The following is a 12,765-nucleotide window of genomic DNA, read 5'->3' on the forward strand; positions in this document are numbered from 1 at the left end:
ACAGTGAGGCAACACTGCCCGGAGTGACGCCATCTTTGGGGTTGATCAGGTAGACCACCAACGGCACCTCGGTATGCCGCAGGCCGATACCGCCATGCGCCCCTTCGATATCGCCATCAATGGCCGGTTCCATCAGCGGGACAACGATGGGCGGCAAGAGGGGGTCAAGTGTTTTGTTCTTGGGCATGGCGAGAATCCTCACGGTCGTGCGCTGTTGGCTTACCACTATCAAACGCCTGAAATCGCGGCGTGCCTACTGTCAGAATTAACAGGTAGTGCAGGATGCCCCTGGATCGGTACCTGTTAATTCTGACAGTAGCCAATACCCGGATTCAGGCGTTTGATAGCGCCAACAGCACACTTCGTAATTACGTGATTTCGACCAGTTTCACTCGGGCGGGCGCCGTAGACTTGAATGAGTCATTGCGCAGGGTGTGAACCATCATTTAAATGCCCACCATTTGGGGAGCAGCTGCCGCACCCGCTGCTCCCCAAACCGGTCATCAATCAACATCACCACCCCCCGATCCTGTTGGCTGCGAATCACCCTCCCCGCCGCCTGCACGACTTTTTGAATACCCGGGTACAGATACGTGTAGTCGTACCCCGCGCCGAAAATCGCGCCCATGCGCAGTTTCATCTGCTCGTTCACCGGGTTGAGCTGGGGCAAGCCCAGGGTGGCGATAAACGCGCCGATCAAGCGCGCGCCGGGCAAGTCAATGCCTTCGCCGAACGCTCCGCCCAGTACCACAAAGCCGATGCCCTGGCTGTGCGGGGTGAACTGGTCGAGAAAGGCCTGGCGCTCGGCCTCGGCCATACCTCGGGATTGCAGCCACAGCGCAATCTGTGGGTGTCGCTCAGCCAGTAGCTGCGCGACCTGTTGCAGGTAATCGAAGCTGGAGAAAAACGCCAGATAGTTACCCGGTTGCGCGGCGAACTGCTGGGCGATCAATGCCACGATGGGTTCCAGCGATGCCTGGCGATGCACGAACCGCGTGGAGATCCGCTCAACGATGCTCACCTGCAACTGCTCGGCCTTGAACGGTGATTCAACGTCGACCCAGGCGGTGTTCGCTGGCAGGCCCAGCAAATCGGCGTAATAGTGCCGTGGGCTCAAGGTCGCGGAAAACAACACACTGCTGCGCGCAGCCGTAAGCCTGGGCCGGATGAACTCGGCCGGTACCACGTTGCGCAGGCACAGGGTCGAGCTGCTGCGCTTGGCGGTGAACGAGCGCTTAGTGATATCGAAAATAAAGTGCTCGTTAAACAGCTCCGCCACTTTGGCCCATTGCAGCGCGTCGAAGTAGAAGGCTTGCAGGTCACCGGTGAGGGCATCGGGGTGATCGTTGAAGTAATCGCCCATGGCGCTGGTGCACAGGCTCAGGGCCTGGAGCAGTTTGTCGGGTTTGGCGGCGTAGGCCTGATAAGGCGCCAGTTGATCCTTGTGCAACGCGTTCCACTCACGGTTGAGGCGCTGCAAGGGTTTTTTCAGCGCCTCGGGTGCGCTGTCGCGCACGGTCTTGAGGCTGTATTGATCCAGGCTGGCGCTGTACATCGAGCGGGCTCGCTCGACCAGGTTGTGGGCTTCATCCACCAGCACCGAGACCTGCCATTGGTTGAGCTGGGCGAGGCCGAACAACATCGCGCCAAAGTCGAAGTAATAGTTGTAGTCGGCGACGATCAGGTCGCTCCAGCGCGCCATTTCCTGGCTCAAATAGTACGGGCAAACCTGATGAGCCAGCGCCACGTTGCGCAGGCTGCGTTGATCGAGCAGGCGCACCTGGGACGCGGCCTGGCGGGCGGCAGGCAGGCGGTCGTAAAAGCCCTTGGCCAACGGGCAGGAATCACCGTGGCAGGCTTTGTCCAGGTGTTCGCACGCCTTGTCCCGGGCCACCAGTTCAAGCACACGCAGTGACAGCTCGGGGCTGCTGTCGTACAACACCTGCGCAGCATCCAGGGCCAGCTTGCGCCCGGGCGTCTTGGCGGTGAGGAAGAACACCTTGTCCAGTTGCTGCGGCGCCAAGGCCTTGAGCTGCGGGAAGATAGTGCCGATGGTCTTGCCAATGCCGGTGGGCGCCTGGGCCATCAGGCACCGGCCGGTACACACCGCTTTGTAGACCGACTCGGCCAAGGTGCGCTGCCCGGTACGGAAGTCGGCATGGGGAAATGCCAGGCTCTGCGCGCCAGCGTTGCGTGCCGCGCGGTGCTGCATCTCCTGCCGGGCCCAGTCCAGGAACAGCGCGCATTGTTGCTTGAAGAACTGCTCAAGGTCTGGCGCATCGAATCGCTGGTTGAGCAAGGTTTCGCCTTCGCCGACGATATCGAAGTACACCAGCGCCAGGTCGATCTCACTGAGCCCGAGCTTCTGGCACATCAGCCAGCCATACACTTTGACCTGGGCCCAGTGCAGCTGCCGATGGTTGGCGGGCTGGGCAGCGAGGTCGCCACGGTAGGTTTTGACTTCTTCCAGGCGGTTGGCGTCCGGGTCGTAGCCGTCCGCCCTGCCCCGCACCTTGAGCTGCTGGTAATCGCCCTCCAGGGTGACCTCGTGCTGATAGTGCGCGCTGCGCCGGGATGCCACCGTGCGATGGCCGACGATGCCTTCCTGGGCGCTGGGCGACGGCGTAAAGCGCAGGTCGAGGTCACCGACCTTGGCCGTGAACTCACACAACGCCCGCACGGCCACGCTGTAACTCAAGCGGGTTGCTCCGCCCAGCGCACGTAGCAGACGGTGACCGGCATCTGGTGCTCGCCGCAGAATTGCAGCCAACGCAACTGGTTGTCTTGCAGGCGGTCGCCGGGGCCTTTGACCTCGATCATGCGATAGGTATTTTGTGCGGGCCAGAACTGGATAAGGTCCGGCATCCCGGCCCGGTTGGCACGGATATCCTGCAACAGGCGCGTAAACCAATGGCGCAAGTGTTCGGCGGGCAGGCAGGCCAGGGCTTGCTCGAGCAGTTCTTCGTTGAGCAGGTTCCAGAACACAAAAGGCGACTGAATGCCCCATTTCTCTACATAGCGTTGGCGGATGCTAGCCTTGTAGCGACCATCCTCCAGTTGTGCAAAGCACGCGGCAAACAAGGCTTCTCGGCGTTGATAAAAGTCCTCGCTGTGCAAATCCGCCGGCCCACGCTGGAACGGGTGGAAGAATGCCCCCGGCAGCGGGGCGAAAATCGCCTCCCAGCACAGCAAGCCGAACAGCGAATTGATCAGGCCATTCTCGACGTAATGCACGGGCGCATCCGGTTCGCTCAGGTGCGCCAGCACACTGGATTCCACCGACAGCAGCGGTTCCTGCATCAGTGCCAGGTCCAGGCGCGCCACCGCTTGGGGCTTGGCCCTGGGCAGCGCCGGCCCGCCAAGTTTGCGCCGCAGGCGCGGCACTACCCTTAGCAGTTGTTGGTGTTCAGCGGCGCTGTGTGGGGCCTGTTGTGCCTCGGTCGCCAAGGCCATGGCTTGGGCGTAATCCTCCTGGCGCTCCAGTACGCGAATCAGCCGCGCCCGGGCACCGGGGTGCGTGCAACCGCGGTAAATCTGTTCGGCCAGCGCCAGCTCGGCGCACCGTTCGCAATACTGGCCGATCTGGAACAACAGCTTGGCGCGGCGCTTTTCCAGCCAGGGATTGTCGGTACACAACGTGGCGACCTGCGCCAACACCGTATCCAGCGCGTCACCGGCTTCAAAGGCTTGCTGGCACTGGTGCAGGAACAGGAACCCATGCACGTCGTCCCGGCTGCGCAAACCGCGCGACTCGGCGCAGAACTCGACTTTTTCATAGGTGTAGATGCCCAGGTCTGCCAGCACGAATTCCGACCAGTCCTGGTGCAGATTGCCGAAGAACATCAGGCGCAGGCGATCACACAACTCCATTACCGTCAGGCTGTAGAGCGCGTCGTCCACGTCGGGGCACCACTGGGCAAAGCTGCGCGGCTCGGTAAATTGCGCGGCCAAGGGTTCAAGCCAGTCGGCCTTGTTACCCTTGGGTTGGTCGATCCAAGGCTTGAAGGCACCGAGCAATTCACTCTTTTGCAGCAGCGCGAACAGGGTGGCAAACGGCAGCGGGCTTTGATCCTCCACCCATCCCAGCTCACGCAATGGCCCCGCCGCCGCATGGGGGCAACCGATTTCCTGGTAATGGAGTTTAGTGGCGCGAAAATGCACGCCCTTGCGCATCACCATGCGCACCAACAACGCCTGGGAGGCCTGGGGCAACCTGTCAAATTGCTGAATGAATTGCTGTTCGTGCGCATTGAGCAAATCGGCGTAGCGTTGCCCCAACCAAACCAGCACTTGGCGGAAGTTATGCAGGTAATACAAGGGGTCTTCGAGGGGGTTGGCCATGGTGCAATGCAATCAAATACTGGTTATGCATACAGAGTGCCGGGGCAAAGCCGTTGTTGCAATCAGTAATAGATAAATGGCGCCTGCAACTTTTTGCAAAAAAACAATCTGATGAGTGGGTTGATCGCGTAATATTTATGGCCCCGCAAGCAGACGCTGCGGGACTTTTCAGGGTTAAAGGTAAGGGTTATGAACATGAAGAATTTGGGTCTGCCACTGGTTGCACTCACTTTTCTGGTATTGGCCGGTTGCTCCACGCAAACCGTGGTGACCTTGCAGAACGGCACGCAGTATTTGACCAAGGACACGCCCAACGCCAAGACCGCCGACGGCTTCTACGAGTTCACCGATATTGCTGGCAAGCGTATTCGTATCAAGGCCGATGATGTGGCCACGGTGCGTAAGGAAAAATGATCATCTAGCAAAACCCATCAAATGTGGGAGCTGGCTTGCCTGCGATAGCGATTTTTCAGTCACCGCATGGCTGTCTCGACCGCCGCCATCGCAGGCAAGCCAGCTCCCACACCGAATGCGTTAGCTGATGACTATCCCCTCCCCCGACAGACTGCTCACACCCACCAGCGTCACCGAATCCGTCCCAAAGCCAATGACTGTATCCCCGCCCACCACCTTGACGTGATCGCGGTAATCGGTGCTGCCCGCCACGTCGTTGAACACCAGCTTGTCCCTCGCCTGGTAGCCGATCACCCGGTCATTGCCAAACTGCCCGCTGAACAAAAACGTGTTGTGCCCACTGCTGTCGCGGATGGTGTCATTGCCCTTGCCACCTTCGATAAAGTCCGCGCCCCTGCCGCCTTTGATCAAGTCGTCGCCGTCGCTGCCGATGATGAAGGTATTGCCCTTGTGCGCCTCGGCATTGCGGTTGAGGTCTTGCACCCAGGTGGTGGCCCGTGCCGGGTCGGACAGGTTGGCGACGATCACCGTGGAGTCGCGGGTCATCTGTTCGTAGAACCCCGAGTCGAGGATACGGGTCATGCCGTCACCGTAACCGGTGGGCAAGTGCGAAACCCAAGTGGGCAGGTTGAGGATGGAAAACGGCAGCACGTTCCACAGGGATGAGGCGTAGTGATCGTTGAAACTGACAATGTTGTCAGTGCTCGATTCGTGGGCCTTGTCGTGCACGCCCAGGGACGACAGGTTGAATGACGAGCCATCCAGGGCTCGGAATACTGGATCGTTTTCATAACCGACGTTAAGCACCTTGTCGCCGGCGCTCTGGGTCGGCGATGCGTAGGCCACGTAATTGGCATCTTTATAAAAACCCGACCAGGTACTGTCGCTCAAGTCGGCCATGCTGTTGACCGCCATGCCACCGAGGCTGTGGCCGCTGACCATTACGTCATTGCCGCCCAGGCCCTGGGCAGTGGCGTAGTCCGCCACGTTCTTGAGCAACCCGCCAAAAGCCTCCCCCGCGTAGTTCTTGGCATAATCCTTGGGCCCGAAGGCGGCGAGCAGGTCGTTGATCACATCGCCGATGGAGTCGGTGATCACGTTTTCCCGAGGCCCTGAAGTGCCGCGGAAACTGATGCCGATTTCCAGCAGCTTGCCAGCGTCATCGTACTTGCCCAGCACCTCGGCCTGCGCCGTGCCGTAGCCGAATTTTTCGCCAAAGTAGGTGCCGCGTGCATCGACCTTGCCGCTGTAGCCCAGGGTGCTGGCGCTGATGGGCGTCCAGCCGGCTGCTTGCACCGCCTCAAGGGCGGCTTTTTCCGAGTCGGGGTTCCAGGGGATCCCGGGGATGACCCCTTGGGCATTGCTGCCGCCAATCAGCGCGCTGACCAGGGTGGCCGGTAACCCCAGCCCGAGGCCATTGTTCTGGTAGCCGACGGCAAAGCCGTTATCCAGGTTGTGGTAGGAATACAGCGTGATCGCCATGGCATCGGCGAACAACGCCTTGGAGCCCTCGGTACCGAGGTTTTTATAGTCAAAGATACCCATTGGTAGTGCCTCTCTGTTGTTGGATTTGTAGAGAAAGCCAAAACACCTGTTATCCGTTACCACCTGTAGGAGCGAGCTTGTGTGGCGAGGGAACTTGCTCCCGCTGGGCTGCGCAGCGGCCCCAAAAACTTGCGGGCGCTGCGCACCCGAGCGGGAGCAAGCTCCCTCGCCACAACCAACTGCACCTGGCCTTTAGAACGCCCAATCCAGGCTCAAGCCGACACCGTGCACCTTCTCCTTGCTGGCCAGCAGGCCGTTGTAATCGAAGTTCACCCGCGCATCCTTGCTCAATGCCAGGCTGACCCGTGCCCCGACCAACGCCGCATCGCGCACCATTGGCGCACTTTCCACCGTGAACGAAGGGCCGCCCGAGGCAAACGCCAGGTGCTGTTCCGAATCGGTGCTGCTCAGGTTGTGCTGCCAGCCCAGGGTGCCGGAGACTTCCAGTTGCTGATGGTCGTTGATATTGAAGGTCTTCAAGGCCCGCATACCCAGGGTGCTGAGCACCAGGTCACGGCTGTCGTCGCCACTTCTCAGCGCGGCGGCGTCGCCCTTCTCTTTGAAGCTGTCAGTTGCCAGGTGCACGTAGGCCAGGTTGGCGAACGGCTCCAGGGCCAGTGGTTGCAGGTTGATGCGGTACGCCGCTTCCGTGAACACCTGGGTACTGTGGGCATCGACCTTGGCTTTTTGCTTGCCGCTGACATCGCCGTATTGCAGGTCGCGTTTGACATCGGCGCGGTGCCAGCTGTAGGTCGCGCCGCCACTCAGGCGCCAGGCGCCGATTTCATGCCCGGCATAGGCGCCGAAATGGTAGCTGTCGACCGAGGCGCGGCTGTGGGTGCCGCTGCCCATGTTCAACGACGTGTCGCTGTAACCGGCCACCAGGCCAATGCGTGTGGCCTCATTGACGGCGCCATCCACACCGGCGAGCATGCCGCCGATAGAGGTGGTGTAGCCCGCCGTGTCGTTGCGGCTGTCGGTCTTGCCCCATGCGCCCAATGCCTTGACCCACACGTTGCCACGGCTGTCGATGGCTTGGCTGGTAGCGCCCATCTCGCCATTGCGCAGACGCTCGCCCACCGCTTCGCGTACGTAGCGGCTGTCATTGACCAGTGCGGTTTCCAGCGCCGGGTAGACTTCCCCACTCAGTTGCTGAAACGCGCCCTGGGCCGAAGCGGCCGTGGGTGCCAGCAGCAGGCTTTCATACACACCGTTGCCCGCGCCCAATTGCTCGACGGCTGCGGCCACGGCGCGCTGGTTCGGCGTGGCGGCCACACTGGCGAAGCTGTTGGTGCGTGCCACATCCAGCTGCACGCCGTTGGCGGCATAGTTCAAGGTACCGCCGACAAACAGGTAGTTGGGAACCACTGCCGCGAAGCTGCCGGTGACGCCACCTGCCGCTTGCAGGATGTTGTATTGGCGGCCGATCAGGCTTTGGGCCTGGGGCGCGCTCAACAAGGTCGGGCTGTTTTCCAGGGCCAGGGTCACGGTGCCGCCGTTGAGGGTGGCCGTGCCGCCCGCGACGATACGATCGCTGCTGGTGGGCGACAGTTCTACCGCATAGGTCGAGCCCGGTTCAAAGTTGACGTTGCCCGCCACGTTCAAGGTGCCAATGGAATTGCCCGGTGCCACAGTACCGCCGCTTTTCGCGCTCAGCGAACCGATACGCCCCGAACCACCGACCACGCCGCTCTGGCTCACGGTGACGTCGGAGGTGACCGAACCGTTGATCGCCAGCAAGCCCTGGTTGACCAGCGTCGGCCCGCTGTAGGTGTTGGCGCCGGTGAGCACCAAGGTACCGATGCCCTGCTTGGTCAGGCCGCCATGGCCCGAGATGTCGTTGCTCCACACATCGCGCCCGCAGTGCAGGTCATCGCACACACGCTGGGTGGGTTTGCCGGCATCCACCACCGCGCCGACGCCCGGCAGGTCCGCCACGAACTGGCCGCTGCCGTAGGCGCCGTCGATACGGAACTCGGCCGGGATATCCTCGGCGGTGATAAACATCCCTGGGCCGTTGACCGCCTTGCCCAGGTTGATCATGCCCCAGCCATAGAGGGAGTCGATGCCCGGCGCGCCGAGGTCGGTGGCGGTGGTCTTGAGCACGGTGGATATCTGGTCGCCGCTCATGTATTGGAAGCGTTCCATCAGCACCGCTGCGCTGCCGGCTACGTGAGGCGCGGCCATGGATGTGCCGTTGAAGTTGGCGTAGTCGTTGGTGAGGTTGTCCAGGTTGGTGCCGTTGATGATCGAGCTGTAGATCTTGGTGCCGGGCGCCGATACGCAAAAGCTCGCCGCATAGCCACAGCGCGACGAGAAGGTGCTGATCACATAGGGGTTGGCACTCGCGGTGTCCGGGTTTTGCTGTAACGCGGCCACCGACAGCCAGTTCGGGGCAATCTCCGGCACAAAGTACGCCAGACCGGAAATGGCATCCGGGTTGTTACGGTTGTAGTCATTACCCGCGGCGAAGATGGTCAGCACACCGCTGCGGGCCGCATCGATGGCGCCTTGATAAGCCCCCCCTGCAATTGTTCCGAGGATCGGTCGAATGGTATTGAATTGCGCCTGGGCTTCGTTGACGGTGAAATTGGGAAACGCCGGATCGCGCCCGCCCTTGGCGTACTGATCACCGATGCCGATACCCCAGCTGTTGTTGATGATGCGAGCGCCGCTGGCAACCAGCGCATCCCAACCGGCTTTGTACACCGCGCCATCGTTGCCCAGGATAATTCCGTCTTCCGGGCCCGGGTCACCGTTTTCGGCACTGATGATTTGCGCATTGAACGCCACGCCATGCATCGGCCCGCCATCGCGGTTACCCGCCGCAATCCCGCCGACATGCGTGCCGTGGTTGCCCAGCTTGCCATTGGAGCCCAGGGACGGAGTGCCGTCGTAACGGAATGCATCTCCGGCCTTCACCGGGATATACGGGTCGGTGTATTGGCGGATGCCCTCGGTGACAATGGTCACCACTTTGTTGGGGCTGGCGAATTCCGGATGTGGCGCATACACCGGCTGGTCGAAGATCCCCAGCTTGACGCCCTTGCCGGTATAGCCGGCCGCATAGGCGGTGTCGGCGTGCACGGCGCCCAGGCCCCAGTCGGCCTTGAACTCATTGCTGCGCCAGCTGGCGGCGTCGCCCAGTTTGCCGGTTTCCACATAGGGTGCAGCCTGGGCGGTCCCCAGGCTTGCCAGGCAACACAGCAACGCGCCGTATGGCACGCAGCTCAGCGCCTTGAGCGGATAGCCCGGGCCTGTGTGGATGGCGGTAGTTAACCCTGACTTGCGTTTTTTCACGGTGACCTTCCTTAGTTTTCTTATTGCACGTGTGTAAATCACTTTCTCCAGAACACCACCGCTGATCGTTCCCATGCTCCGCGTGGGAATGCGGCCCTGGACGCTCTGCGTCCCAAAGCGTGACGCGGAGCGTTACAAGAGGCGTTACCACGCGGAGCGTGGGAACGATCAGGTTCGCGGTGTCTTCAGAACTGCCAGTTCAGGCTCAAACCCACGCCCTGGGTTTTCGCGCGCCCACCCAATTGGCCGTTGTAATCCAGGTTGACCCGTGTCGATGCATTCAGCGCCAGGCTGGCCTGCACGCCCACCAGGACGGCATCGCGCAGCAACGGTGCACTGCGCACCGCAAATGAAGGCCCGCCGGCGACAAACGCCAGGTGCTCCTCTGACTCCACCGCCGTCAGGCTGTGTTGCCAGCCCAACGAACCGGACAGGTCCAGTTGCTGGTGGTCATTGAGGGCCAGGGTTTTCAGGGCACGCACGCCAAGGGTGCTGAGCACTGCATCACGCCGGTCGCTGCCGCGTTCCAGGGCAGCGGCGTCGCCTTTTTCGTGGAAGGACTCGCTGTTCAGATGCACATAGGCCAGGTTGGCGAACGGCTCCAGGGCCACCGCCTGCAGGCGGATGCGGTACGCGGCTTCGGTGAAGACCTGCGCCGTGGTCGCGTCCAGCTTGGTTTTTTGCTTGCCGCTGACATCACCCCATTGCAGGTCGCGCTTCACGTCGCCGCGATGCCAGCTGTAGGCACCGCCGACGCTCAGGCGCCAGTCACCCAGCTCGCGCCCGGCGTACGCGCCAAAGTGGTAGCTGTCGATGGACGCCGATGAATGGGTACCGCTGCCCATGTTCAAGGAACTGTCGCTGTAACCGGCAACCACACCTACGCGGGTCTGCTCATCCAGCGCGCCATCCACGCCCGCCAACAGGCCACCGATGGAGGTGGTGGAACCCGCCGTTTCAGTGCGGCTGTCGGTCTTGCCCCAGGCGCCCAGCGCCTTGAACCACAGGTTGCTTTCACCGGTCACTGGCACATGGCGCAGGCGCTCGCCCACGGCATTACGCAGTTGCAGGCTGTCGTTGATCAGCATCGCACCCACGGCGGGGTAGATTTCCCCGGACAGTTGCTGCAAACCCTGCTGGGCGGTGGCGACTGACTGCGACTGCAGCAGGCTTTCAAACACTGGGTTGCCAGCGCCCAATTGCTCGGCCGCCGCCGCAACGTTGCGCTGGTTGCGGGTCGCGCCGACGCTGGCGAAGCTGGCGCCATTGCGACCGACATTCAGTTGCACGGCATTGGCGGCGTAGTCGAGGGTGCCACCGAGGAACAGGTAATTGGGCAGCACTTGCCCGAACTGGCCCTGGATACCGCCCGCTGCCTCGAGAATCGAGTATTGGCGGCCAATCAGGCTTTGTGCCTGGCTCTGGCTGAGCAAGGTCGGGCTGTTTTCCAGCGCCAGCGTGACCGTGCCGCCGCCCAGAACCGCCTGGCCGCCGGCAACAATGCGGTCACTGCTGGTGGGCGTCAGCTCCACGGCATAGGTAGAGCCGGCGCCGAGGTTTACGTCCCCTGCCACTTGCAAGGTGCCCACGGAATTGCCCGGGGCCACACGGCCGCCGTTGTTTACCGACAACGCGGCGATACGCCCGGAACCGCCGAGGGTGCCGCTGTCATTCACCGTCACTGCCGAAGCCAGCGAGCCATTGACGGCCAACAGACCGCCGTTGACGAGGGTCGCACCGCGATAGGTGCTGTCGCCGCTGAGCACCAGGCTGCCGGCACCGGCCTTGATCAGGCTGCCCTCGTACACGCGGTTGGCAGCGGCCTGGTCGCGGGCGCTGCCAATGGCGTAATCGGTCTGGTCCTGCTGGCTGGCAGTGGCGCCCACGCCGTTTTGCCAGCCCTTGTCGATCAGGGTTTGCTGCCAGGCCGTGTGCTCGGCGCGGTCCTCGGCCTGGCGCTGGATGAGCGCCTGGTCGGAGATGCCGTTGCTCCACACATCGCCCTGCCCGGCGGCCAGGTTGACCTCCATGGGCCCGAGCAATTGCCCCGGGCCATGCATCGCCCGGCCCAGGTCAGGCACACCCCAGCCGACAATCGCATTGGGCGCCTGGGTGATCGAGCCGTCGAGCTGCGTGGCGGTGGTCAGCAGCACCTGCAAGGCTTGCTCGTTGGTCATGTAGGGATAACGTTCCATCACCAGCGCCAACGCGCCGGTGGCATGGGGCGCTGCCATCGAGGTGCCGGACTTGACGCCGTAACCCCCGTCAGGAATGGTGCTGTTGATCAGCGCGCCGGGGGTAGAAATACACCAGTACTTGGCAATGCCGCACTTGTTGTATTTCTGGTTATTGGCCTTGTCCAGCCCAGACACGGCAAGCCAGTGGCCTTCCAGTTCCGGCTGGAAATACGGCAAGGCCGAGCGCACGCTCGCGTTGGCATAGCCGCTGTTGCCGGCGCTGAACACATTGATCACGCCAGCCTTGGCCACCTCCGCTGCCGCGTCCAGCCAGGTGCCACGGTTGTAATGCTGGGCATACGCCGCGTGCATGTTGTCCAGGGTCTGGTAGCTGACGTCCTTTGGCTGGCTGCCCCAGCTGTTGTTGATGGCGCGCACGCCGGAGTCCACCAAAGCGGTGTACACGGTCTTGAAGTATTTGGGGTCAGGGGTGGGGCCGAACAGGAAGCTGTCGTTGGCGTTGGTGTTGCCCACAAAAACTTGCGCGTTGTAGGCCACGCCATGCATGCCCACGCCGTCGCGGGCGGCGCCCATGGTGCCGGTGACGTGGGTGCCGTGGGAATCATTGTTCGGGTTGAGCGCGCCCGTGGTGCTGAAGGCGCTGCCATCGACATAGGTGCCAGTGGCGGTGACCGGGTGGAAACGGTCTTTGGAGGCTTCGGGGTGATTGGCATCGAACCCTGAGTCCAGCGCGCCGATTTTCACGCCTTGGCCGCTGATCCCGGCGGCGTAGGCTTCATCGGCTTTCATGCGGCCCAGGCCCCAGTCGCTCTGGTACTCGGCCGAGCGCCAACTGGCGGGGTTACCCGGCTGGCCGGTCTCGGTGTATTGCGCCTGTGCCGCAACGGACAGCAAGAGCAAGGAACCTGCGGTGAAGGGTTTGAAACGCGGTGAATCGGTGATCATGTGCACACTCCCTATTATTGTT

7 protein-coding genes are annotated in these 12,765 nt (G+C 62.1%); 1 reads left to right on the plus strand and 6 read right to left on the minus strand.

The features are described 5' to 3' along the window. The 3 genes from GIW79_RS24455 to GIW79_RS24465 form a co-directional block, all read right to left on the minus strand. Positions 1 to 187 (minus strand): hypothetical protein (locus GIW79_RS24455; RefSeq protein ID WP_236452834.1); only part of this gene is annotated, 187 nt, incomplete at its 3' end. A 255-nt stretch (positions 188 to 442) separates the two neighbouring features. After that, the gene (locus GIW79_RS24460) at positions 443 to 2,698 is read right to left on the minus strand and encodes an ATP-dependent DNA helicase (RefSeq protein WP_236452830.1); all 2,256 of its coding nucleotides are present in this window, start codon (positions 2,696 to 2,698) and stop codon (positions 443 to 445) included. Then, entirely contained in the window at positions 2,695 to 4,341 is a 1,647-nt protein-coding gene (locus GIW79_RS24465) for a VRR-NUC domain-containing protein (protein ID WP_236452827.1), read from the minus strand. Before GIW79_RS24465 ends, GIW79_RS24460 begins: the two co-directional genes overlap by 4 nt. A 189-nt stretch (positions 4,342 to 4,530) precedes the next feature. On the opposite strand from GIW79_RS24465, the gene GIW79_RS24470 reads away from it, so the two are divergent. Further along, on the plus strand, positions 4,531 to 4,755 hold the full coding sequence (locus GIW79_RS24470) for a YgdI/YgdR family lipoprotein (RefSeq protein ID WP_003191162.1): 225 nt from the start codon (positions 4,531 to 4,533) through the stop codon (positions 4,753 to 4,755). A gap of 120 nt (positions 4,756 to 4,875) precedes the next feature. Here the strand turns inward: GIW79_RS24470 and GIW79_RS24475 are convergent, their stop codons facing one another. From GIW79_RS24475 to eprS, 3 genes are all read right to left on the minus strand, one after another. Then, positions 4,876 to 6,300, minus strand: a complete 1,425-nt coding sequence (locus GIW79_RS24475; RefSeq protein WP_236452818.1) for a polyurethane esterase — start codon at positions 6,298 to 6,300, stop codon at positions 4,876 to 4,878. 192 nt (positions 6,301 to 6,492) lie between these two features. Beyond that, a complete protein-coding gene (locus tag GIW79_RS24480) occupies positions 6,493 to 9,600 on the minus strand; it encodes an autotransporter serine protease (RefSeq protein ID WP_181125248.1) in 3,108 nt (1,035 codons plus the stop codon). 185 nt (positions 9,601 to 9,785) lie between these two features. Further along, the gene (eprS, locus tag GIW79_RS24485) at positions 9,786 to 12,743 is read right to left on the minus strand and encodes an autotransporter serine peptidase EprS (protein WP_236452815.1); all 2,958 of its coding nucleotides are present in this window, start codon (positions 12,741 to 12,743) and stop codon (positions 9,786 to 9,788) included. Positions 12,744 to 12,765 lie beyond the last annotated feature (22 nt).

The sequence above is a fragment of the Pseudomonas sp. PA-7-1E genome, from assembly GCF_021605325.1.
Taxonomy (GTDB): domain Bacteria; phylum Pseudomonadota; class Gammaproteobacteria; order Pseudomonadales; family Pseudomonadaceae; genus Aquipseudomonas; species Aquipseudomonas fluorescens_BV.